Source organism: Streptomyces sp. NPDC020362 (assembly GCF_040642095.1).
In the GTDB taxonomy this organism is placed as follows: Bacteria; Actinomycetota; Actinomycetes; order Streptomycetales; family Streptomycetaceae; genus Streptomyces.
In genome coordinates this window covers 1-23,302 of the sequence record NZ_JBFAET010000113.1, presented here as the reverse complement: position 1 = coordinate 23,302, position 23,302 = coordinate 1, and the positions used below count along the sequence as shown (strand labels likewise).

Here is a 23,302-nt window from a genome sequence, read left to right as displayed (position 1 = left end):
GCACGACGGGCCTTTACTCCTTCACCGGCACTACAGCCGCCCGTTGATTTCCGTTCTTCCGGGGCACTCGATTCCACCGGCTGGAAATTCGGCTTAAATCCGCACATTTTTAGAATTGCGCTCGGCTAAATCTCCTGGTCAGGCATGCCTTCAAAGGAGAGGCAAAGGGTTCTCGCAGCGACCGCTCAGGTATTCATGCGACGTACAGCAACTGTCGGGACCCGGTCTTCGGTGCGGCCCTAATTTCGCCTTCATGCGCAGACCGAGAATTGCCGGGAAAACTCTGGTCGTGACCGCCGCACTCGCCCTCGCGGCGACGGCTGCGGGGGTCACCTACGCCGAGGGCGGTTTCGGGAACACTCCGCTCGGCGACAAAGTCGTGGGCAAACAGGCGGACGGGTCGTATCTGACGCACAACAACCAGTTCGTCACGCCCGTCGGCGACGTCATCAAGGAGAACGGCCGCCCGTTCGGTCTGGCTCTCGCCCCGGACGGCAAAACGGCCGCCAGTCTCGACACGGGTGGTGCCAGCAGCGGGATCGTCACCGTCTTCGACCTGGTCGGGCACAAGGTGCTCCAGCAGGTGGGCAGCGGAAAGATCTCCGACGGGGGCATCGTCTACTCCCCCGACGGCAAGTACCTGTGGGCCGCACAGCCCGCCGACCTGATCCGCTACGACGTCGCGGCGGACGGCACGCTGTCCCACCCGGTCACCGTCAAGCTGCCGGGGGCCGGCGGACGCCAGGCCGTGCCGGCCGGCCTCGCCTTCGCCCCGAACGGCACCGACCTGCTGGTGACGCTGAGCGGCAACAACACCCTGGGCGTCGTCGACACGACCACGAACACGGTCACGAAGCAGATCGCGGTCGGCAATGTGCCCAACAGCGTCGTGGTGATCGACGGCAAGGCGTACGTGAGCAACCAGGGCGGGCGTCCCGCCCGGCCGGGCGACCGGACCGACGACTCCTACGGCACGGCCGTGGTCACCGGCAACGACGACGCCGTCCCCTCCACGGGCACGGTGTCCGAGGTCGACCTGGCTTCCGGGCAGCAGATCAGGACCTTCCCGGTGGGCCTGGAGCCCAGTGCGCTGCTCGCGGTGGGCAGCACGCTCGTGGTCGCCAACACCGACGACGACTCGGTGACCAGCATCGACACCGTCCGGCAGCAGCCGGGCCGCACCTTCGCGGCCAACCCGGCGCCAGGGACCCCGTACGGCGCGCAGCCCAACGGACTGGCCATGCTGGACACCACCCACCTGGCCGTGAGCCTGGGCCGCGACAACGCCGTCGCCGTCTACCAGTACGAGGATGCCTACTCCCAGCCCGCCTTCGAGGGCCTGATCCCGACCGGCTCCTTCCCGACGGGCCTGGCCGAGGACGACCGGCTGGGCCGGCTGGTGGTCGCCAGCGAGCAGGGCCTCGGCTCCGTCGGACCGAACGGCACGGTCGACCAGGGCACCGGCACCGGCCCCGCCACCTCGCACCTGGGCTACAACTTCGTCGGCACGGTGCAGACGGTCGTGCCGCCGACCGCCCGGGAGATGCGGAAGTACACCCGACAGGTGTTCAGGAACAACCAGTGGGACGGGCTGCAGCAGCGCAACCGCGCCGGCAGTGGCAGGGCCGCCCCGGTGGCCGTCCCGTTGCACGTCGGCAACCCGTCGAAGATCAAGCACGTGTTCCTGATCGTCAAGGAGAACCGCACCTACGACCAGGTGCTCGGCGACGACCCGCGGGGCAACGGCGATGCGAGCCTGACCCAGTTCGGCAAGCAGGTCACGCCGAACGTCCATGCACTGGCCCGCGCCTTCCCGCTGGTCGACAACCTGTACTCGGACGGCACCAACTCCGCCGAGGGCCACCACTGGCTGAACCAGGCGTTCGTCAACAACTACCTGCAGCAGATGTACGGCAACTACACCCGGTCGTACCAGACCGGCGATCCGCTGAGCGACGTGAAGTCCGGCTGGATCTGGGACGACGCACTCAAGCACGGCAGGTCCGTCACCAACTGGGGCGAGCAGATCGACCGTTACGTCGACGCGAGCGGCAAGGGCACGGCCGCGGGCAGCTGGCTCAAGTGGTACCACGACTCCCAGGTGATGGAGGGCCAGGCGACCGGGCCGCTGAACTACCCGGTCGGCAGCTACCAGCCGAAGACGGACATCCCCTCACTCGCGAAGATCACCCAGCCCGACTTCCCGAACTTCGACCTGAACATTCCCGACCAGTACCGCGCCGACCTGTTCAAGCCGGTCTTCGACAAGTACGAGAAGGACGGCAACCTCCCGGCCCTCGACATGATGTGGCTGATGGACGACCACACCTCGGGCACCGCACCGGGTGCCATCACACCGTCCGCGCAGGTGGCCGACAACGACCTGGCACTCGGCCGCATCGTGGACACCATCTCGCACAGCAGGGACTGGAAGAGCACCGCGATCTTCGTCCTGGAGGACGACTCGCAGAACGGTGTCGACCACGTCGACGGCCACCGCAACCCGACCCTCGTGATCAGCCCGTACGCGGCGCGGGGCAGGGTGGTGCACAGCTACTACAGCCAGCTGAACGTCCTGCGGACCATCGAGCAGATCCTCGGCCTGCCGCCGATGAACCAGCAGGACATGGCGGCGGAGCCGATGTACGACGCGTTCACCGACCGGCCGGACTTCACGCCGTACACCCATCTGCCCAACGAGATCCCGCTGACCACGACGAACCCGCAGCCCGCGCAGACCACCAGCGCGGTGGCCAGGGCCTGGGCCGAGTGGTCGGCCAGGCAGGACTTCAGGACCGAGGACATGGTGAACATGGCCCAGGAGAACCGGGACATCTGGTACTCATCGAACAACTTCACCAAGCCCTACCCGGGTGACAAGAAGGTGCTCCTGCCCGGCCAGGTGCCCGGAGGGGACGCGGCTCCGACGCCCGACGAGGACGACTGACGCTCCGTGCCGACATCCCGCGGGGCCGGTCCGCCCGAGCCCGGCCCCGCCTGTGTGCGACCGTGGCCGTCCAGGTGTCACAGCAGTGATGAGACAGCGATACTGCTGCACATGACGACGGACGCCACCACCGACACCGAGGAGCACACGCTCACCATCGACGAGCTGGCCGCCCGGGCGGGCGTCACGGTCCGCACCGTCCGCTTCTACGGCAGCAAGGGGCTTCTTCCGCCGCCTGCGATCGGTCCACGGCGGGTGGGTCACTACGGGCCGGGGCACGTGGCGCGGCTGGCCCTCATCGAGGAACTGCAGCAGCAGGGCATGACGCTCGCCGCGATCGAGCGGTACCTGGAGCAGTTGCCGCCGGACCTCACCGCGCACGACCTGGCCATCCACCGCGCGGTGGTCGCCTCCTGGGCGCCGGACGCGGTGGAGACGGTGTCCCGGAGGGAACTCGAACGACGGGTGGGACGGCCGCTGACCCCCGAGGACATCGAGCGCCTTGCGGCGATGAGCGTCGTCCTGGAGGCGGAACGCGACGGCACCGAGGGCGAAGGGGACACCTTCCGTGTCGACTCCGGGCTGCTCCGGCTCGGTGCCCGGCTCCTGGACGTACCGCTGTCGCAGGACGCGATCCTCGCGGCGCGCAAGGTGCTCATCGAGCACTCGCGCGCCGCTGCCCACGAGCTGGCTCAGCTCTTCCGCGGCGAGGTGGCGGAGCGTGACGCCCGGGACGTGAAGTCCCTGTCGGCGCACATGCACCCCTTGGTGGTGCAGGCGCTGCTGACGACGTTCCAGCGGTCGCTGCGGGAAGAGCTGAGCGAGTGGCTCACCGGGTCAGGAACGGACTGAGTCGCTGAACGGCTCCCCCCGCTGCGCCTTCTCCACCAGCAGCGCGGGCGGGGTGAAGCGCTCGCCGTAGCGCTCGGCGAGTTCACGCGCGCGTGCCACGAAACCGGACAGGCCGCCTTCGTAGCCGTTGATGTACTGCAGCACGCCGCCGGTCCAGCCCGGGAAGCCGATGCCGAAGATCGAGCCGATGTTGGCGTCGGCGACCGAGGTCAGCACGCCCTCTTCGAGGAGCCGTACGGTGTCGAGCGCCTCGGAGAAGAGCATCCGCTCCTGCAGGTCCCGGAACGGGATCTCGCGCCCCGGCTCGGTGAAGTGCTCGCGCAGGCCCGGCCACAGCCCTGCCCGCTTGCCGTCCTCCGCGTACTCGTAGAACCCTGCGCCGCCGCTGCGGCCCGGGCGCCCGAACTCGTCGACCATGCGGTCGATGACCGCCTCCGCCGGGTGCGCGGTCCAGGTGCCGCCCGCCTCCTCGACGGCCTTCCTCGACTCGTTGCGGATCTTGCGCGGGAGGGTCAGGGTCAGCTCGTCCATGAGGGAGAGCACCTTGGCCGGGTAGCCGGCCTGGGCCGCGGCCTGTTCCACGGAGGCGGGCTCGATGCCCTCGCCGACCATGGCGACGCCCTCGTTGATGAAGTGGCCGATGATCCGGGAGGTGAAGAAGCCGCGCGAGTCGTTGACGACGATCGGCGTCTTGTTGATCTGCCGGACCAGGTCGAAGGCCCGTGCGAGGGCCTCGTCGCCGGTCCGCTCGCCCTTGATGATCTCCACCAGCGGCATCTTGTCGACCGGCGAGAAGAAGTGCAGTCCGATGAAGTCGGCCTGGCGCTCCACGCCCTCGGCGAGGGCGGTGATGGGCAGGGTGGAGGTGTTGGAGCACAGCAGCGCGTCGGGCGCGAGGACGGACTCGATCTCCTGGAAGACCTTGTGCTTGAGGGACGTGTCCTCGAAGACGGCCTCGATCACCGCGTCACAGCCCGCGAGATCGGCGACCTCGGCGGTGGGGGTGATCCGGGCGAGCAGCGCGTCCGCCTTCTCCTGGCTGGTCCGGCCCCTGGAGACGGCCTTGGCGCACAGCTTCTCGGAGTAGCCCTTGCCCTTGGCGGCCGCCTCCGCGGAGACGTCCTTGAGGACGACGTCGATGCCAGCGCGGGCGCAGGAGTAGGCGATGCCGGCCCCCATCATGCCGGCGCCGAGGACGGCGACCCTGCGGACCCGGCGGGGCTCGATGCCCTGGGGGCGGTTGGCGCCGGAGTTGACGGCCTGGAGGTCGAAGAAGAACGCCTGGATCATGTTCTTCGAGGTCTGCCCGGCGGCCAGTTCCACGAAGTAGCGGGCCTCGATGACCTGGGCGGTCTCGAAGTCGACCTGGGAGCCCTCGACGGCCGCGGCGAGGATGTTGCGCGGCGCCGGGTAGGGCGCGCCGTTGGTCTGCTTGCGCAGGGTGGCCGGGAAGGCGGGCAGGTTGGCGGCGAACTTGGGGTTGGCCGGCGTACCGCCGGGGATCTTGTAGCCCGGCTTGTCCCAGGGCTGCTGGGACTCGGGGTTGGCGTCGATGAACGCGCGGGCCTTGGCCAGCAGTTCCTCGGGCGTGGCGGCGACCTCGTGGACGAGGCCGTTCTCCTGGGCACGCCTGGCGTTGTACTGCTGGCCCTGGAGGAGCACCTTCAGGAGGGCGTCGGCGATGCCCAGCAGCCGTACGGTGCGGACGACGCCGCCCCCGCCGGGGAGCAGGCCGAGGGTGACCTCGGGGCAGCCGATCTTGGTGCCGGAGGTGTCGAGGGCGACCCGGTGGTGGCAGGCGAGGGCCAGTTCGAAGCCGCCGCCCAGGGCCGCGCCGTTGATCGCGGCGACGACGGGCTTGCCGAGGGTCTCGATGCGGCGCAGGTTGCGCTTGATGGCGAGGCCGCCGTCGAAGAGGTCCTGGGCGGTCTCCGGGGTGACCCGGATCAGGTCGCGCAGGTCGCCGCCGGCGAAGAAGGTCTTCTTGGCGGAGGTGAAGATGACACCGCGGATCGATTCCTGCTCGGCCTCGAGCCGGTCGGTGATCGCGGCGAGGGAGTCGCGGAACGCCTGGTTCATGGTGTTCGCGGACTGGTTGGGGTCGTCGAGGACGAGGGTGACGACACCGGTGTCGTCCTGCTCCCAGCGGATGGTGGTGCTCTCGGTCATGACAGTCGTCTCCGTTGAAGTCTCGTGATTCCGCGGGGAGTTCAGATGCGCTCGACGATGGTGGCGATGCCCATGCCGCCGCCCACGCAGAGGGTGGCCAGGCCGAACCGCTTGTCCTGGCGCTCCAGTTCGTCCACGAGCGAGCCGAGGATCATCGCGCCGGTCGCGCCGAGCGGGTGGCCGAGGGCGATGGCGCCGCCGTTGACGTTGACCTTGTCCAGGCTGAGGCCCATGTCCTTCACGAAGCGCAGCACGACCGCGGCGAACGCCTCGTTGATCTCGACCAGATCGATGTCGTCGATGGTCAGCCCGGCCTTGGCGAGCGCCTTGCGGGCGGCGGGGGCGGGCCCGGTGAGCATGATGGTGGGCTCGGAGCCGGAGACGGCGGCGGCGACGATCCGCGCGCGCGGGGTGAGGCCGTAGCGCTCGCCGACCTCCTGGGAGCCGATCGCGACCAGGGAGGCGCCGTCCACGATGCCGGAGGAGTTGCCCGCGTGGTGGACGTGGTCGATCTTCTCCACCCAGTGGTACTTCTGCAGCGCGACGGCGTCGAAGCCGCCCATCTCGCCGATGTCCGCGAACGACGGCTTGAGCTTGGCGAGGGAGTCGGCGGTGGTGCCGGGGCGCATGTGCTCGTCGTGGTCCAGGACGACCAGGCCGCTGCGGTCCTTGACCGGGACCACGGAGCGGTCGAAGCGGCCCTCCTTCCAGGCGGTGGCGGCGCGCTCCTGGGACAGGGCCGCGTACTCGTCCACGTCCCGCCGGGAGAAGCCCTCGACGGTGGCGATCAGGTCGGCGCCGATGCCCTGCGGCACGAAGTTGACGGACAGGTTGGTCATCGGGTCGTTGAACCAGGCACCGCCGTCCGAGGCCATCGGCACACGCGACATGGACTCCACGCCGCCCGCGAGCACCAGGTCCTCCCAGCCCGAGCGGACCTTGGCGGCCGCCAGGTTGACGGCCTCCAGGCCCGAGGCACAGAAGCGGTTCTCCTGGAGGCCCGCGACCGTGTCCGGCAGTCCGGCGGCGATCGCGGCGATCCGGGCGATGTCGGAGCCCTGGTCGCCGACCGGGCCGACGACGCCGAGGACGATGTCGTCGATCGCGGCCGGGTCGAGGCCCGGGAAGCGGTCGCGGATCTCGTGGATCAGGCCGACGACCAGGTCGATGGGCTTCGTGCCGTGCAGGGCGCCGTTCGCCTTGCCGCGGCCGCGCGGGGTGCGGATCGCGTCGTACACGTACGCTTCGGTGCTCACTGGAGTGCCTTTCGGGAGGGTGGGCCGAGCGGAGGTCGGTCACCGAGGGCGGAGTCGTCGGGTGGGCGGAGTCAGTCGCCTTCTGCGACGAGGTCGTCGTTCACGAGGTCAGGTATGCCCCAGTCCCGCGCCACCGTCCCGGTGTCGGCGCCGGGCAGGGCAGGGCCGGTGCGGACGGTGGTGGGGGTCGCGGAGAAGCGGGGGGCGGGGGCCGGCTGGATGATGCCGCCGTGGTCGGTGAAGGTGCCGCGGGCGGCCAGGTGCGGGTGGTGCGGGGCCTCGCGCAGGGAGAGGACGGGGGCCACGCACGCGTCGGAGTCCTCGAAGAGGGCCGTCCATTCGTCCCGGGTGCGGGACTTGAAGCGGGCGGCGACGCGCTCGCGCAGCTCGCCCCAGCGGGTCCAGTCCTTGTGGGCCGGGGCCAGCTCGTCCAGGCCGAGCCGGTGCAGGAACTCCTCGTAGAACCGTGCTTCCAGGGCGCCGACCGCCATGTACCCGCCGTCGGCGGTCCCGTAGGTGCCGTAGTACGGGCAGCCGCCGTCCAGGAGGTTGGCGCCGCGCCGGTCCTGCCAGCCGCCGGCGGCCAGCATGCCGTGGATCATCGCCGACAGGTGCGCGGTGCCGTCCACGATGGCCGCGTCCACGACCTGGCCGGTGCCGGTGGCGCGCGCGTGGTGCAGGGCGGCGAGGACGCCGACGACCAGGTAGAGGGAGCCGCCCGCGTAGTCGCCGAGCAGGTTGGCGGGGGCGGCCGGGGGCTCGTCCGGGCGGCCGATCATGCCGAGGGTGCCGGTGAGGGCGATGTACGCCACGTCGTGCCCGGCGCGGTCGGCCAGCGGTCCTTCCTGGCCCCAGCCGGTCATCCGGCCGTAGACCAGCCGGGGGTTGCGGGAGTGGCAGTGCGCGGGGCCGACACCGAGCCGCTCGGCCACCCCGGGGCGGTAGCCCTCGATGAGGATGTCGGCCCGTTCGGCGAGGTCCAGGACGCGCGCGGGGCCGTCCGGGGTCTTGAGGTCGACGACGACCGAGCGCTTGTTGCGGTTCGTCACGTCGTGCGCGGGATCGATGCCGAGGCCGGGGCCGCCCGGGCGGTCCACCCGGACGACGTCGGCGCCCAGGTCGGCGAGGAGCATGGCGGCGAACGGGCCCGGCCCGATGCCGGCCAGCTCCACCACGCGCACGCCGCTGAGCGGGCCGTGCCCCGACGTCCTCGGCGTCCCTGCCGTCGTCATGCTGTCCTGCCCCCAAGCCCATGTGACACAACTGATGTAACACCAGTGATGCTAAGAACACGTTCCACCGGACACAAGACCTGAACGAGCAAGCGCTTAGCCAAGTGCCCGGCCGACCGCCGGGGTCGCGCCGGCGGTCCGCAGTGTTCACGCTAGCCTCAGCCGCCGACAGCGGCGCGTGCTGCACGATCAAGGGGTGTCATGAGCAGGCTGAACAGGACGGATCGTCCCTACGACATCGTGCTCTTCGGAGCCACCGGCTTCGTCGGCGCGCTGACGGCGGAGTACCTCGCCGCGCATGCCCCCGAGGAGCTGCGCTGGGCGATCGCGGGCCGTGACGAGCGCAAACTGGAGCGGCTGCGCGAGCGGCTGCCCGGCGGCCCCGGCATCGGCGTGCTGCGGGCCGACGTGCAGGAGCCGGCCACGGTGCGTGCGCTCGCGCAGCACGCGCGCGTGGTGGCCACGACGGTGGGCCCGTACGTCACCTACGGCGAAGAGCTGGTCGCGGCCTGTGCGGACGCCGGGGCCGACTACCTCGACCTCTGCGGCGAGCCGGAGTTCGTGGACCTGGTGTACGTCCGGCACGACGCACGCGCGCGGGAGACGGGCGCACGGCTGGTGCACGCCTGCGGCTTCGACTCCGTACCGCACGATCTGGGCGTGTACTTCACGGTCCGGCAGCTGCCGGAGGGAGTCCCGCTGACGGTGGACGGGTTCGTGACCGCCGACGCGGCCTTCTCCGGCGGCACGCTGGCATCGGCGCTGAACCAGATCGCGCGCGGCCGGCAGCTGGCGGCCGCGGCCCGCGAACGCGGCCGGCACGAGCCGCGCCTGCCGGGGCGCACGGTGGCGGCACCGGCGGGCGCGCCGCGGTACGCCCCGGAGGTCGGCGCCTGGGCGCTGCCGCTGCCCACCATCGACCCGCAGATCGTGCGCCGCTCGGCGCGGGCCCTGCAGCGCTACGGCCCCGACTTCCGCTACCGGCACTACGCGGCGGTCAGGCATCTGCCCGTCGCCGCGGGCGGTGTCGCCGCGTTCGGCGCGCTCGCGGCCGCCGCCCAACTGCCGCCCGCCCGGCGTTGGCTGTCGGACCGGCTCCGGCCCGGCGACGGACCGGGACCGGAGAAGCGGGCGAAGAGCTGGTTCAGGGTGCGCTTCGTCGGCGAGGGCGGCGGGCGGCGTGTGTTCACCGAGGTCGCGGGCGGCGACCCGGGCTACGGCGAGACGGCGAAGATGTTCGCCGAGGCGGCCCTCGGCCTGGCCTTCGACGACCTGCCGCCGACCGCCGGGCAGGTCACCACGGCCACCGCGATGGGCGACGCGCTGACCGAGCGGCTGCGTACGGCGGGCATCACCTTCCGGGTGGCGGCCGAGCGGTAGTCCCCGGGGCGGACCGCTGCCGGCCCGCCCTCCTCTGCGTTTGAGACTTTCCGCACCCGGAATGCCGCTCCACCGGCGCCCATGTGCTCAGAAGTCTCGCTGGGAATTTCAATGAGACGCTGGAAGCCCAGGCAGAAGGAGGCGGAACTGAAGTGAAGTTCGTGCTGGAAGTGACCGTGGACGAGGACGTGCCGGCTGCGGGCCGGGCCGGAGAGCTGGGGCGGATCCTGCGCTACTGGGGCGGCAATCTCCACCACTACGCCCTCGAACCCGGCGACGGCTCGGCCGTCTACGACTCGGCGTATCAGGAGGTCGGCGCCTGGCGCATCGTGGCCTCCTGAAGCGCCCGCCGGCACAGCGCGTCCGCCCGGCGCGTGGTCTCGGGCAGCCGGTACTCCGGCGTCAGCGCCAGGGTGTGCGCCAGGGCGTTGTCGAGGCTCAACCGGTGGCCGACGGAGACGAACACCGGCTTGACGCCGTCCCGCGTGCGCAGGGCGCTGCCGACCTCCTCGGCCCCCGCCAGGAGCGGTGCGGCGCTGCCCCGCCGGGACCCGGGGTCGTCGTAGGTGAAGGTGAACGGGTTCTTGGCGACACCGATGGTGGGCAGGCCGGTGAGCACGCCGAGGTGGCTGGCGAGGCCGAAGCGGCGCGGGTGGGCGAGACCGTAGCCGTCGCACACCACCAGGCCGGGCGGGCAGGGCAGGGCGTCCAGGGCGGCCCGAACGGTCGGGATCTCGCGGAAGGCGAGCAGTCCCGGAACGTACGGGAACGAGATCCGGCCGACGGCCGTCGTCTCCGCGACCACCTCCAGGGTGGCCGCGTCCAGGACGACGGCCGCCGCGGCGACCAGGTCGCGGTCGTCGTCGTAGGCGACGTCGACCCCCGTGACATGGCCCGTGCCGGGCGGCGGCCCCGGTTCGTCGAGCACCACCCGCCCGCGCAGCCGGTCCTGTTCGGCGCGGGCCTCTTCCTCGGTCGCGGGCCAGCCGGCGGGTACTCCTACGGTCGTCATGGTGTCCCCGACTGTACGGCCCGCGGACGGCCCTGCGGGCGCCGGGGGTAGGCTCGTGATCATGTTCGTACTGGAACTGACCTACACCGCCCCGCTCGACGCCGTGGACGCCGTCCTGCCCGCGCATGTGACCTGGCTGGACCAGCAGTACGAGAAGGGCCTCTTCCTGGCCTCCGGGCGCAAGAACCCCCGCGACGGCGGGGTGATCCTGGCCGTCGCGGAGGACCGCGCCCGTATCGAGGAGGTCGTCGCGGGCGATCCGTTCGTGGCGGCAGGGGTGTGCGAGTACCGCGTCACGGAGTTCGTCGCCACGAAGACCGTTCCCGAGCTGGCACGCCACCGCCAGACGCTGAACTGAGCCGGGCCTCAGACCTTCTCGGCGCTCAGCTCTTCTTGGCGCTCAGCTCTTCTTGGCGTTCAGCGCGCGTTGCAGCTGTGCCTTGCTCATGTCCGAACGGCCCTCGATGCCTCGCTGCCTGGCCTCGTTGTACAACTGGTCGTAGGTCGGGCCCTGGGGCCCCTTGCCCGACCGCTTGCCGCCGCGCTCGCCGGACGACATGTCCTGGGTCGAACTGCGGCTCGCGGTCCTCGACTCGCCGGAGCGGGCGCGTTCCTTGTTGACCGTCCGCGCGGCGATCTCCTCGGCACGCTTCGGGCTCTCGCCCCGCTCCAGGGCGCTCTCCTTGATGTGTTCGTACTGGCGTTCCCGCTTGGGGCTGGAACCACGAGGCATGACCACTCCTCTCCTCGCTCCGTTGCGGCAGGGACCGAGTACCCGCGATTCCGGCCCCGCACGTCAGTGCTCCAGCCGGGCCACCCGCCCCTTCTCCCCGGCCGCCCAGCAGCTCAGGTCGGAGGTGCAGTCCACCGTGTCGTAGGAACCGGTGTCGATGGTCCGCCAGGTGCGGCCGGCGTCGGTGGTCAGGTCGGTGCCGGTGGGGCCGACGGCGAGCGCGGCGCGGCGGCTGTGGGGGAGCCAGGCGGCCCCGGAGCGGTAGGCGGGCGGCGGGGTGGCGGCAGGGCGCCAGGTGCGGCCCCCGTCGGAGGTGACCGCGGCAGCCTGCGGCGAGGACTGGTCGGGGCGGTAGTCGCCACCGACCGCGAGGCCGTGGGCACGGTCGCGGAAGGCGAGCGCGAAGACGCCCTTGGCCGCATCGCCCGCCGGGACGGGCGTGTCGGAGGCCGTCCAGGTCAGTCCGCGGTCGGCGGAGTGCAGCACGCGCGCGTGGGCGCCGCCGCCGGTGGCCAGCCAGACGTCCTTCGGCCCGGAGGTGACCAGGCACTGGCCGCTCGCGGCGAAGCCCGCCTCGCCGTCGAGCGCGGCCGGCATTCCGTCCGCCGGCAGCACCCGCCAGGTGCGCCCGCCGTCACGGGTGGACAGCATGCGGAACCTGCCGTCCACGGGATCACTCACGGCAAGGCCGTGCCGGCGGTCGAAGAAGGCGAGGCAGTCGTAGAAGGCCTTCGGATCGGCGTTGCGGAAGGACTCGGTCCAGGTCGCACCTCCGTCGTCGGTGCGGTAGACGCGCGATGTCTCGCCCTCGCCGATGGCCAGCACCACCGCACGCCGCGCGTCGAACGCCTCGACGTCCCGGAACTCCAGGCCCGCCGCGCCGGGCGGAGAGACGTTCCGCCAGCTCGCCCCGCCGTCGGTGGTGCGCAGCACGGTGCCCGCCGTGCCGGCCAGCCAGGCGGTGTCGCGGTCGACGGCAGCCAGGCCGCGGAAGCGCACCTGCGGGGAACCGGTGTCCTTCTCCGCCCAGTGCACGGCCCCCCGGCCGAGCGGCCGTGCCTCGGCGGCCGGGACCGTCAGCGCGGCCAGCGCCGCGCCGCACGCCACTCCCACCGCCACCAGCCGGCCCCGTCCCCTGCGTCGCGTGCTCCCCAAGCGCTTCATGGCGGGCGAAGCTAGCCCACCGGTCCGCCGCCGTCCAGAGGATCTCTTTGGCCGAAAGTCATGCATGGGGACGGTGACCGAGGTCACTCGTTGCCGGTGTGCACGGATCGGCCGATTCCGTCGTCTCTTCCAGTGCCAGGCCTGACACGCCCGGAAGTACGTCCAGCCGTCATGAGGGAGCAAGGCCTTGTCCACCGTCATCGAGCAGCCCGTAGAGGCCCGCCTCGTCGCCGCCGCGCCGCGCATGCCGAGCATTCCCGCCACGCTGCGCTACGACCGCAACGACCCGTTCGCAGTCCGGATGACCTTCCCGGCCCCGGCCACCCTGGAGGGCGTAGAGGTCTGCTGGACCTTCTCCCGCGAACTCCTCGCGTCCGGGCTCCACGGCGCGGAGGGGGTCGGGGACGTCCGGGTGCGGCCGTACGGCTACGACCGCACCGTACTGGAGTTCCACGCGCCCGAGGGCACCGCGATCGTGCACGTGCGTTCCGGCGAGATCCGTCGGTTCCTGGAGGCGACCGGCGACCTGGTTCCCGTCGGCCTGGAGCATCTCCAGCTGGACCTCGACCACGGCCTGGCCGAGCTGATGCGGGACGCCTGCTGACGTACTACCCGCGGGTGAGCAGTGCGTTCAGCTCCCCGTAGTCGAACCCGTCGGCGAGCGCCCCGTACGTCCCCTCCCGCAGCAGCTCCCGCGCGGCACGGCGGACCAGGGCGTGGGCGGCCTGGGCCAGGCCGGCGCCCGCGCTGATCCGGGCGACCCCGAGTGCGGCCAGTTCGGCGACCGACGGCGCTCCCGGGCCGACCATCACGTTGAGCGGCCCGTCGACGCCCGCGACGAGCGCCTTGACCGTCTGCGGGTCGACGGCCCCGGGCACGAAGATCCCGTCGGCGCCCGCGGCCCGGAACGCGGCGGCCCGCTCCAGGGTGAGGTCCACTCCCCCGGCGCCGCGCAGGAAGGTGTCGATCCGGGCGTTGACGAACAGCGGTACGCCCGCCCGGTCGGCGGCCGCACGGGCCGCGGAGATCCGCTCGGCCTGCTCGGCGACCGGCCGCAGCGGCTCACCGCCCCCCTCATGGCGGGCGTCCTCGATGTTGACGCCGACCGCGCCCGCGGTGAGCACCGCGTCGACGGTGTCGGCGACCCCGGCGGCATCCTCGGCGTAGCCGCCCTCGATGTCGGCGGTGACGGGGACCCGTACGGCGGCCACGATGCGGGCTACGGCGGCCAGCGCGCGATCTCGGTCGAGCCGGTCACCGTCGGCGGCGCCGAGCGCCCAGGCGAGCCCGGCGCTGGTGGTGGCGACGGCCGGCGCCCCCGCCTCCGCGACGACGGCGGCGCTCACCGGGTCCCAGGCGTTCGGCAGGACGAGCGGCCGGCCGGGCACGTGCAGTGCGCGTAAGGCGAGGGCGGTCTCGCGGAGCGAGGGCGAGTGCTGAGGTGTCATGAGGGAAAGTCAAACAGCGTCGGCGGGGCGGGCGCTGGCAGAAATCCGACAGGATCAACGGACGACGGCCACCGCGGGTCCGACCGACGGGCACACGCGGTGGACAACCCGGATCCGACCGACGGACACACCCGGTGGACAACGCAATCCAGCCGACCGGCGCGCACGGATTTAATCGCGTTGACAGGCTTCGCAGCCCGCTCGTACGGTGTACAAGGTTCTGTTGCCGCCGATTGGAGAAGGACGTTGCTCGTCTGAGGTCCTGAGACACCGCGCTCACACCGGTGAGGTGTGCGTGGCGTTACGACCTCGGCGTCCGAGCCGTCCTCCAGCACAGGCCTTTTTCGTGCCCCAGGCCCTTCGGCTTCCGCCTCGCGGTGTCTCGACATGCGCCCGCCCAGACCGCACCCAGCCACCGCGAGGCCTTTATGTCTACTTCCCTGACCTGCACGTCCCTGTCCTTCACCTGGCCCGACGGCACCCCCGTCTTCGACGGCCTCGACACCGCCTTCGGCCCCGGCCGGACCGGGCTCGTCGGCGTCAACGGATCCGGGAAGTCAACCCTGCTCAAGCTGCTCGCCGGCGAACTCTCCCCGGTCGATGGCACCGTCAAGGTGACCGGCGAGGTCGGTTACCTCCCGCAGAACGTCACGCTCGACACCGCGCTCCGCGTCGACGAGGCCCTCGGCATCGCACGCCGGCGGGCCGCCCTGCACGCCATCGAGGCGGGCGACGTCGCCGAGGAGCACTTCGAGACACTGGGTGACGACTGGGACGTCGAGGAGCGTGCCCTCGTCACCCTCGGCGAACTCGGTCTCGGTCACATCGGCCTGGACCGCACCGTCGGCGAGGTGTCCGGCGGCGAGTCGGTGCTGCTGCGCCTGGCCGCACTGCTGCTGCGCCGCCCGGACGTCCTGCTCCTGGACGAGCCCACCAACAACCTGGACCTGTACGCGCGTCGGCGGCTGTACGCGGCCGTCGCCTCCTGGCCGGGCGTGCTGGTGGTCGTCAGCCACGACCGTGAACTCCTCGACCTCGTCGACCAGATCGCCGAGCTGCGCTCCGGCGAGGTCACCTGGTACGGCGGCAACTTCTCCGCCTACGAGGAGGCCCTGACCGTGGAACAGGACGCGGCCGAGCGGATGCTGCGCGTGGCCGAGGCGGACGTGCGCAAGCAGAAGCGCGAACTCGCCGACGCCCAGGTCAAGCTGGCCCGGCGCAAGCGGTACGGCCAGAAGATGTGGGACAGCAAGCGCGAACCGAAGATCGTCATGGGCGCACGCAAACGTGCTGCCCAGGAGTCCGCGGGCAAGCACCGCATCATGCACGAGGAGAAGCTCGCCGAGGCAAGGGAGCGTCTTGACGAGGCGGTGGAGGCGGTGCGCGACGACGACGAGATCCGCGTCGACCTGCCGTACACCGCCGTCCCGCCCGGCCGGCAGGTGCTCACCCTGGAGAACCTGGAGATGGCCTACGGGGCGCGCGTCGAAGGGATCCTCGACCTGCGCGGCCCGGAGCGGATCGCCCTCGTCGGCCGCAACGGCGCCGGCAAGACGACGCTGCTGCGGACCGTCGCCGGGGAACTGGCGGCCGTGGCCGGCGAGGCACAGGCGCATGTCCCGCTGCGGTTCCTGCCGCAGCGCCTGGACGTGCTGGACGACGAGCGGACGGTCGCCGAGAACGTGGCCCGGTTCGCGCCCGGCGCCACCAACAACCGGATCCGGGCGCGCCTCGCCCGCTTCCTGTTCCGGGGCGCGCGTGCCGACCAGCCGGCCGGGACGCTCTCCGGCGGTGAGCGTTTCCGTGCGGCCCTGGCCGCGCTGATGCTCGCCGAGCCCGCGCCCCAGCTGCTCCTGCTGGACGAACCGACCAACAACCTCGACATGGCGAGCGTCCGGCAGCTGACCTCGGCCCTGGAGTCGTACGAGGGCGCGCTGCTCGTGGCCAGCCACGACCTGCCGTTCCTGGAGTCGATCGGGATCACACGGTGGCTGCTGATGGAGGGGGGAGAACTGAAGGAAACCACGCCGGAAGAGGTCGGGTATCCCGCCTGACTTCGACGGTGTGCCCGGTTGCATCGCCCGGTGCACCGTCCGGGCTGCGGCGAGGTGATCTTCATGGGGACCTCCGCGGCAGCTGTTCGCCGACCACGGCCCGCTCACGGCGGAGCATCTCAGGAGGGCCACAGCCTGGCACCCGGGGTTTTGTGCGGGCCTGGCCGCCCTGCATGATGGCGGTTCCGGCGCCGTGTCACGGCGCCGGAACCGCACCGCCGATAGGAAAGGCCCCCCGTGCCCAGCAAGAAGGCGCTCGTCCGCCGTCCCAGCCCCCGCCTCGCCGAAGGCCTGGTGACGCACATCGAGCGGGAGAAGGTCGACGTGGAGCTGGCCGTCGCGCAGTGGGAGGCGTACGTCGAGGCGCTCGGCACGCACGGCTGGGAGACGGTCGAGGTCGACCCGGAGGACGACTGTCCGGACTCGGTGTTCGTCGAGGACACCGTCGTCATGTACAAGAACGTGGCGTTGATCACCCGGCCCGGCGCGGAGTCCCGGCGGGCGGAGACCGCCGGTGTCGAGGAGGCGGTGGCCCGGCTCGGCTGTTCGGTGAACTGGATATGGGAGCCGGGCACCCTGGACGGCGGTGACGTCCTGAAGGTCGGTGACACCGTCTACGTGGGCCGGGGCGGGCGCACCAACGCGGCCGGCGTGCAGCAGCTGCGGGCCGCCTTCGAGCCGCTCGGCGCGCGCGTGGTGGCCGTCCCCGTGAGCAAGGTGCTGCACCTGAAGTCTGCGGTCACCGCCCTGCCGGACGGGACGGTCATCGGGCACATCCCGAAGGTGGACCGGCCCTCGCTGTTCCCGGGCTTCCTGTCGGTGCCCGAGGAGTCCGGTGCGCACGTGGTGCTGCTCGGCGGCCACAAGCTGCTCATGGCGGCGAGTGCCCCGAAGACGGCGGAACTGCTGACCGATCTCGGCCACGAGGTGGTCACGGTGGACATCGGCGAGTTCGAAAAGCTCGAGGGCTGTGTGACCTGTCTCTCGGTGCGGATGCGCGAGCTGTACGCCTGACGGGATGATCCCGTCGCTCCGTCGGCCCCGGGACCTGCAGGTCCCGGGGCCCTTCGGCATGCCCTCGGAAAGCCGGTGCGGGGGTGCTGATCAGCGATCTTTACAGCGAACTTAACCTACGGCTTCGTAACCTACGGCTTCGTAGCCTACGATCTCGTAGGTTTCCGGCACCGCTCGCCGGGACCATTCGCGTCTCTCCCCCTTTGTTCGGCGTTCCCCCTGGAGTTCCCGTGACGATCACCTCCCCTCATCTCGGCAGCCCGTCCGTGTGGACCGACGCGCGGCTGCTGTACGCGCTGGAGGAAGTGGTCGAGACGGAACTGAACCGGCATCTGAAGGTCGCCAAGGACTGGATGCCGCACGAGTACGTGCCCTGGAGCGACGGCCGCAACTTCCCCGGTCTGTTCGAGGACGGCGAGGCCTGGGACAAGGAACACTCCAAGGTGACGGAGATCGGCCGGATCGCCCTCGTCGTGAACCTCCTGACGGAGGACAACCTCCCCAGCTACCACCACGAGATCGCCTCGCTCTTCGGCCGCGACGGCGCCTGGGGCACCTGGGTGCACCGCTGGACGGCCGAGGAGGGCCGGCACGGCATCGTGATGCGCGACTATCTGCTCACCTCGCGCGCGGTGGACCCGGACAAGCTGGAGCAGTTCCGGATGTCCCACATGAGCGAGGGCTTCGAGTCCGACAACCGGCACTCGATGCTGCACTCGGTCGCCTACGTCGCCTTCCAGGAGCTGGCGACCCGGATCTCGCACCGCAACACCGGCCACCAGTCGGGCGACCCGGTCTGCGACCGCATGCTGTCCCGCATCGCGACCGACGAGAACCTGCACATGGTCTTCTACCGCAACCTCCTGAAGGCCGCATTCGAGCTCGCGCCCGACCTGACCATGCAGGCGGTCCGGGACGTCGTGGTCGACTTCCGCATGCCCGGGCACGGCATCCCCGGCTTCGAGCGCGCCGCGGCCCAGATGGCGATCGGCGAGGTCTACAACCTCCGCATCCACCACGACGACGTTCTCCAGCCCGTGCTGCGCTTCCTGAGGATCCTGGAGATCGACGGACTCGGCCCGGAGGGCCGCCAGGCGCAGGAGGAACTCGGTCTGTTCATGGGCGGCCTGAACGCGGAGGCCCTGAAGTTCGACGAGAAGCTGGCCGCCCGCAAGGCGCGGATGGCGTCCCGGGCCGGAGCCTGAGCGCAACCCCCGATGAGCGGCGAGCCCGCATGAAGGGCGAGCCCGGACGCCGATCCGGCGGGCCGGGCTCCCCGCTCCCACGGGCATGACCGTCCCGTTGCGCCGCCCGCGGCGACGCCGCACGCGCGCGTGCAAAATCGGCGATGCGGGCTGTCGGTGGCCTGCGGCATCATGCCCGCATGCGTGATCACACCAGGGCCGAGCAGGCGGCGGGCTTTCTGCTGCGCCTGATCGACGACGGGACCGCCGGGCGGGTCCGGGAACGGACAGGGCTGCCCGGGCCCGAGCATTCCCAGGCCGTGCGGCGGCGGCTGGAGCGCGCATGGGCGTGGGGCAACGTGCTGCCCGCCTCCGTGGTGCTGTGGATCCTGCAGGAGGACGACCCGGACCTCAACGCGATGGTGTGGCACTTCATCACCACCGACGCAGGCCTGCGGCGCGCCGTCGCCCGCGGTGTGCCGTTCGGCGCCGGGCGCACCGAGCCCGTCCCGGTCCGCCCCACCCTGCGCGGCGAGGAGCCCGCGGTGCCGGGGAGTTACGTCCGCCTCGGGCTGGTCGGCGCCCTGCGTGCCGCCCGGTCCATGAGCGCGGCACGCGCGGCGGCATCGATGGTCCTCACACCCGCCGACTGGGCGGCCGTGGCCGCCGCCGACGGCGAACGCCCGCTGCCCGGCTACGCCCGCTGGGCCCTCGCCGTACGTCCCGACTGTCCGCCGGCACTGCGCGCGCAGTTCGGTTCGCACCCCAAGTTCACGCACCGCGTGCGCGAGGCCGGTGTGCTCGACGGTCCGGCCGACTACGCGAGGGCGCATCGCTCCGCCGCACAGGTGCTCCAGGTGCTGTCCTTGGGCCGGTTGCTGTTCCCCGCACGGGTCCGGGAGGCCGAGGACGCCCTGCGCCCGCTCGTACATGAGCACTTGGGGGACCGCATGGAGGCCTGGGCGGTCCTGACCCAGCTCGTGGACACCTTCCACGGCACCGCACCGGAGCTGATCACGACCGCCGGTGCCATCGCCTGAGCCGACCGACGCGCCGTCGCCTGAACCGGCCGAGGGGGGGCGGGGCGGCCGGATTCGAACCAGCGTGTCCCGGTTTTGGAGACCGGTGCGCCTGCCTCTGCGCTACGGCCCCGCCCTTGCCGCCGAGCGTAATGCCTTGGCCCGTTGTCAGTGCGGACTGGTACCAAGTAGGCACGGGGGAAATCGCGTACGGGGGACGGCACATGGCGTACGGAGAGCGGGAGCGGCCGCGTGTCCCGGTGGTGGACCTCGCCGACCGCAGGGCGATCGGGCGGTACCGCCCGGCGGACCAGGCGGTGGTCGAGGAAGCACGGCGGCTGAAGGAGGCCGCGCTGCTGGACTTCGGTCTCACCCAGTCCGCAGTGGCCTCCTGGCTGTACAGCAAGTGCCGGCACCAGATCCCGACGACCGCCGTGGACACGGCCGCGGTGGTCGCCTCCGGCGACGGCTCCTGCCTGCTGCTGTACAACCCCGACTTCTTCGTCCGGCTGGGTCTGGACGGCGTGAAGTTCGTGCTGTTCCACGAGGCACGGCACCTGGTGCACCGCCACCTGTTCGCCGACGACGACCTGCGCGCCGACCCGGTGTTCACGCTGGCCGCCGAGGTGGCGATCAACCACGTGGCGCTGGTCCGCCTCGACCGGGAGGGACTCCCGCACCTGGACGGCCGGCCCACCGGCATCGACCCGCGTGCGGTGTACGACGGTTATGTGGCGGACCTGACGGCGCACGCCCTGGAACCGGTGCCGTACGAGCGGTTCGTCGAGACGGACCTGCGGGTCTACAGCGAGCTGAAGCGGATGTGCCGTCCCCCGGTTCCGGAACCGCTGTGCGCGCATCTGGTGGACGGTCTCGTCCCCGCCGACCAGGAGACCGTGGATGCGATCACCTCCTCCGCGCTGCTCAACTCCCTGCTGGCGGCACGCCGTGGCCACACGGGGGCGGAGCGCGAGCTGCTGGACCTGATGGGCCGTACCGGGGACGGGTCGCCGCGAGCCGCCCGGATCTGGGGAAAGCTGGGCGCCGGCATGCTGCGCGGTGAGACCACGCGCACGCGGACCGTCGACTGGTGGCAGCGGTGGCTCGTGGACGTGCTGGGATCGAAACTCCGCGAGGGCGAGCGGCTCGTGTACCCCAAGAAGCGGGGCGCACTGCTGGCGGCCCTCGGCCAGGACCCGATGCTCGCCCGGCGCGGCCCGGTGCGGGAAAAGGTACTGGTGATCGCCTACGACACCTCGGGCTCGATGCCTCAGCACGTGATCCACTGGCTCACAGAACTCGTCGGTCGCATCGACGGGGTGGAGGCGCACTGGCTGTCCTTCGACGCGGTGGTGATGCCCTTCCGGCCGGGCGGGCGAAGCGAGACGGGGGTACCCGCGGACGGAGTCTGGGGGAGTGTGTACGGCGGTGGCGGTACGAGCTTCCAGGCGGTCGCGGACTACGTGGAGGGCCGCACGGAGGTGAACGGCCGCCGGCTGGACGCCGTCCCGGACGCCGTCGTGGTCCTCACCGACGGGTACGCCCCGCCGATCACGCCCGCGGAGCCGGAGAAATGGATCTGGCTGATCACCGAGGGCGGCGACGAATGGCCCGAGCGGCACCGACCCGCGATGGACTGCCATCGCGTCACCACAGGATCGCGGTAGACGGAAGATGACCACACACACCGAGACGGCCACGACCTCCCGGCTGGAGTCGTTCATCGACGCGATGATCGACATGGGGCAGACCGGTCAGGTCTTCGGCGAGCACGGCATCGGCAAGACGGCGACGTTCTTCTCGCACCTGGCCCGCGCCCACCCGCACACGTCCCTGGTGTACGTGCCGGCGGCGAACCTGACGCCGGACGACCTGCTCGTCAACGCGCCCGTGCGCGACCCGCACTCCGGTGAACTGGTGCTGCGCCAGCTGGTGATGAGCCAGCTCACGCCGGGCCGGCCGTTCGTGCTGCTCATCGACGACTCGCTGCAGGCCGGCGACACGATCCAGTCGCAACTGATGCAGATCGCCTGCAACTGGACCCTGGGCGAGCACGATCTGCGCTCCCTCGGCTGCGTGGGCGTGTTCCTCACGGACAACGAGTCGCTGTCCGAGACATCGGCCCGGCGCGGCGACCTGGCGCTGCTCGACCGCATGGTGACCCTGCGGATCACGGCGAACGACACCTCCTGGCGACGGCACCTGGCGGCCACGTACCGCCCGTGGGACCTGCGTGCGGTGTTCACCCTGTGGGCGTCGCTCTCCCCCGCCCTGCGCGAACTGCTGTCCCCGCGCACCCTGGACCACATCCTGGCGAACGCCCGGGAGGGCTTCCCGCTGCGCTGGGGCCTGCCCCTGCTCGACGGCGAGCGGCTGCGGCTGGCCGAGCCGGGCCCGGACGGCAGGCCCGGCCAGAACCGCACGGCCGAGATCCTCGACCGGATCGCCGAGGCGGTGGGTGTCTCCAACCCGGGGACGATCCCGGATCCGGTCCGGCAGGTCGTCCGTGCGGCGCTGCGCAACCGCTGGACTGTCCTGCTCCAGGGCCCGCCGGGGTGCGGCAAGACGGAGGCCGTCCGGGAGACCCTGCGCGAGGGCCTGGGCCGCGAGCCGCTGTACTTCTCGCTGCCCGTGACCAACGTCGAGGACCTGTGCGCGCCGGTCCCGTCGCCGCACGGCACGCTCGACAACCTGCTGGCGGTGAAGTTCACCGGCCCGGAGCCGAAGGCAATCGTCTGGGACGAGTACAACCGGCCCAAGGACAGGGCCGCGTTCGCCAAGCTGATGGAGATCACCCAGGAGTGGTCGCTGGCGGGGCGGCGGATCGAGAACCTGCGCGCCCAGATCGCCGTACAGAACCCGCCGTACCACCTGGGCCGCAAGCTGCTCGTGTCCCGGAACAACATCGCCCAGGCGACCCGCTTCACCGCCTCGCTCACCGTGGAGCCCGAGGACGTCCCGGCCAACGAGTGGCTGCTGTCGCGCTACGGCTCCGACGCCGAGACGGTGCTGGAATGGTGGAAGCACGACATCGACGACGAGGGCCGCGCCTGGATCACCAAGCGCACCCTGGAACGGCTCATCAAGCTGCACCGGCATGGACTGCCCCTGGAGATGGGCACGGTCTACCTCGGCGACGGCGAGTACGCGCCCGTGCCGCTCACCGCCCTGATCGACCGCCTCGACGGCCGTCCGGTCACTGGCCTGCGCGAGCTCGCCCGCGACGCCGACGCCTGGGAGGCACGCCTGCGCCAGGCCGCCGAGCACTCGGCCGAGGGCGGTGACGACAGCGACACCGTCCACCAGATCCTCGCCAACGCGGAGCTTTCCCAGCTGAAGAAGCACCGGGGGACGGTCACCCGTCTGGTGCGCCTGCTGCCGGCCAAGCTGCGGGCGACCTACCTGGTGGGCGCGTCGGACAAACAGCAGCGGTTCTGGACGGAGGTGTTCACGGCGATGCGACAGGACTGAGGGCAGGCGTGGCCGGTGCTGACGGAAGACGGGGGCGGGACCGAGGGAAGGCGTGGCCGCCGGATGCTGAGGAGAGACGCCGCCGGGGCGGAGGGAAGGCTTGGGCTGGACTGGGGGGAGACGCGGCCAGTGCTGAGGAAAGGCCCGGCCGGTGCTGTGGCGGGCGGGCGGGCCCGCCGCGGACGGGCCGCGTGCGGTCCCGTGTCGGCCGGGTCGAACGGTCCCGTGTCGGCCGGATCGCACGGTCTCCCGTCGGCCGGATCGCACGGTCTCCTATCGGCCAGGTCGCACGGTCTCCCGTCGGCCGGATCGCACGGTCTCCCGTCGGCCGGGTCGCACGGTCTCCCGTCGGCCTGGTCGCACGGTC

The 23,302-nt window shown here is 71.5% G+C and carries 19 protein-coding genes and 1 tRNA gene; 12 read left to right on the top strand and 8 right to left on the bottom strand.

Annotation, left to right across the window (positions count from 1 at the left end):
- Positions 1–289: 289 nt before the first annotated feature.
- Positions 290–2,947, top strand: coding sequence for an alkaline phosphatase family protein (locus AB0H32_RS31035; protein ID WP_361127246.1), 2,658 nt, complete (start codon positions 290–292; stop codon positions 2,945–2,947).
- A 111-nt stretch (positions 2,948–3,058) separates the two neighbouring features.
- Positions 3,059–3,799, top strand: coding sequence for a MerR family transcriptional regulator (locus AB0H32_RS31030; protein WP_361127243.1), 741 nt, complete (start codon positions 3,059–3,061; stop codon positions 3,797–3,799).
- Here the strand turns inward: AB0H32_RS31030 and AB0H32_RS31025 are convergent.
- The 3 genes from AB0H32_RS31025 to AB0H32_RS31015 form a co-directional block, all read right to left on the bottom strand.
- Positions 3,785–5,968 (bottom strand): 3-hydroxyacyl-CoA dehydrogenase NAD-binding domain-containing protein, encoded by a 2,184-nt coding sequence (locus AB0H32_RS31025; protein ID WP_361127240.1) that lies wholly within the window; start codon positions 5,966–5,968, stop codon positions 3,785–3,787. The genes AB0H32_RS31030 and AB0H32_RS31025 overlap by 15 nt on opposite strands.
- Positions 5,969–6,009: 41 nt before the next feature.
- Positions 6,010–7,224, bottom strand: coding sequence for an acetyl-CoA C-acetyltransferase (locus tag AB0H32_RS31020; protein ID WP_361127237.1), 1,215 nt, complete (start codon positions 7,222–7,224; stop codon positions 6,010–6,012).
- 71 nt (positions 7,225–7,295) lie between these two features.
- On the bottom strand, positions 7,296–8,456 hold the full coding sequence (locus AB0H32_RS31015) for a CaiB/BaiF CoA-transferase family protein (protein ID WP_361127234.1): 1,161 nt from the start codon (positions 8,454–8,456) through the stop codon (positions 7,296–7,298).
- A 201-nt stretch (positions 8,457–8,657) separates the two neighbouring features.
- Between AB0H32_RS31015 and AB0H32_RS31010 the strand changes: the two genes are divergently transcribed.
- Both AB0H32_RS31010 and AB0H32_RS31005 read left to right on the top strand, forming a co-directional pair.
- Positions 8,658–9,836, top strand: a complete 1,179-nt coding sequence (locus tag AB0H32_RS31010) for a saccharopine dehydrogenase NADP-binding domain-containing protein (RefSeq protein WP_361127231.1) — start codon at positions 8,658–8,660, stop codon at positions 9,834–9,836.
- Positions 9,837–9,988: 152 nt separating this feature from the next.
- Positions 9,989–10,177, top strand: a complete 189-nt coding sequence (locus tag AB0H32_RS31005; protein WP_361127228.1) for a hypothetical protein — start codon at positions 9,989–9,991, stop codon at positions 10,175–10,177.
- On the opposite strand, the gene AB0H32_RS31000 is transcribed toward AB0H32_RS31005, so the two are convergent.
- Positions 10,141–10,848: an endonuclease V gene (locus AB0H32_RS31000; RefSeq protein WP_361127225.1), complete on the bottom strand. Its 708-nt coding sequence runs from the start codon at positions 10,846–10,848 to the stop codon at positions 10,141–10,143. The two genes, AB0H32_RS31005 and AB0H32_RS31000, sit on opposite strands and share 37 nt — an antisense overlap.
- 61 nt (positions 10,849–10,909) lie before the next feature.
- Here AB0H32_RS31000 and AB0H32_RS30995 point away from each other — a divergent pair, with 61 nt between their 5' ends.
- Entirely contained in the window at positions 10,910–11,206 is a 297-nt protein-coding gene (locus tag AB0H32_RS30995; protein ID WP_361127222.1) for a YciI family protein, read from the top strand.
- A gap of 42 nt (positions 11,207–11,248) precedes the next feature.
- Here AB0H32_RS30995 and AB0H32_RS30990 read toward each other — a convergent pair whose 3' ends face one another.
- Positions 11,249–11,581: a plasmid stabilization protein gene (locus AB0H32_RS30990; protein ID WP_361127219.1), complete on the bottom strand. Its 333-nt coding sequence runs from the start codon at positions 11,579–11,581 to the stop codon at positions 11,249–11,251.
- A 63-nt stretch (positions 11,582–11,644) separates the two neighbouring features.
- Positions 11,645–12,745, bottom strand: a complete 1,101-nt coding sequence (locus AB0H32_RS30985; RefSeq protein ID WP_361127216.1) for an oxidoreductase — start codon at positions 12,743–12,745, stop codon at positions 11,645–11,647.
- Positions 12,746–12,932: 187 nt separating this feature from the next.
- Here AB0H32_RS30985 and AB0H32_RS30980 point away from each other — a divergent pair, with 187 nt between their 5' ends.
- On the top strand, positions 12,933–13,349 hold the full coding sequence (locus AB0H32_RS30980) for an SsgA family sporulation/cell division regulator (RefSeq protein WP_361127213.1): 417 nt from the start codon (positions 12,933–12,935) through the stop codon (positions 13,347–13,349).
- Between the two features lie 4 nt (positions 13,350–13,353).
- Here the strand turns inward: AB0H32_RS30980 and AB0H32_RS30975 are convergent, their stop codons facing one another.
- Positions 13,354–14,193 (bottom strand): isocitrate lyase/phosphoenolpyruvate mutase family protein, encoded by an 840-nt coding sequence (locus AB0H32_RS30975; RefSeq protein WP_361127210.1) that lies wholly within the window; start codon positions 14,191–14,193, stop codon positions 13,354–13,356.
- A 428-nt stretch (positions 14,194–14,621) separates the two neighbouring features.
- Between AB0H32_RS30975 and AB0H32_RS30970 the strand changes: the two genes are divergently transcribed.
- The 4 genes from AB0H32_RS30970 to AB0H32_RS30955 all read left to right on the top strand — a co-directional run bounded on the left by AB0H32_RS30970 (position 14,622) and on the right by AB0H32_RS30955 (position 19,485).
- Complete coding sequence (locus AB0H32_RS30970; RefSeq protein WP_361127207.1) at positions 14,622–16,247, top strand: ABC-F family ATP-binding cassette domain-containing protein; 1,626 nt, start codon at positions 14,622–14,624, stop codon at positions 16,245–16,247.
- 237 nt (positions 16,248–16,484) lie between these two features.
- Positions 16,485–17,261, top strand: coding sequence for a dimethylargininase (gene ddaH / locus AB0H32_RS30965; RefSeq protein ID WP_361127204.1), 777 nt, complete (start codon positions 16,485–16,487; stop codon positions 17,259–17,261).
- A gap of 230 nt (positions 17,262–17,491) precedes the next feature.
- Positions 17,492–18,466, top strand: coding sequence for an acyl-ACP desaturase (locus tag AB0H32_RS30960; protein ID WP_361127201.1), 975 nt, complete (start codon positions 17,492–17,494; stop codon positions 18,464–18,466).
- A gap of 179 nt (positions 18,467–18,645) precedes the next feature.
- Positions 18,646–19,485 carry a hypothetical protein gene (locus tag AB0H32_RS30955; RefSeq protein WP_361127198.1) on the top strand — a complete coding sequence of 280 codons (840 nt, stop codon included), beginning with the start codon at positions 18,646–18,648 and terminating at the stop codon, positions 19,483–19,485.
- Between the two features lie 38 nt (positions 19,486–19,523).
- Here the strand turns inward: AB0H32_RS30955 and AB0H32_RS30950 are convergent.
- Positions 19,524–19,599, bottom strand: a tRNA-Trp gene (locus tag AB0H32_RS30950).
- A gap of 89 nt (positions 19,600–19,688) precedes the next feature.
- On the opposite strand from AB0H32_RS30950, the gene AB0H32_RS30945 reads away from it, so the two are divergent.
- Positions 19,689–21,131, top strand: coding sequence for a hypothetical protein (locus tag AB0H32_RS30945; protein WP_361127195.1), 1,443 nt, complete (start codon positions 19,689–19,691; stop codon positions 21,129–21,131).
- A 7-nt stretch (positions 21,132–21,138) separates the two neighbouring features.
- Complete coding sequence (locus tag AB0H32_RS30940; RefSeq protein ID WP_361127192.1) at positions 21,139–22,935, top strand: AAA family ATPase; 1,797 nt, start codon at positions 21,139–21,141, stop codon at positions 22,933–22,935.
- The last annotated feature ends 367 nt before the right edge of the window (positions 22,936–23,302 follow it).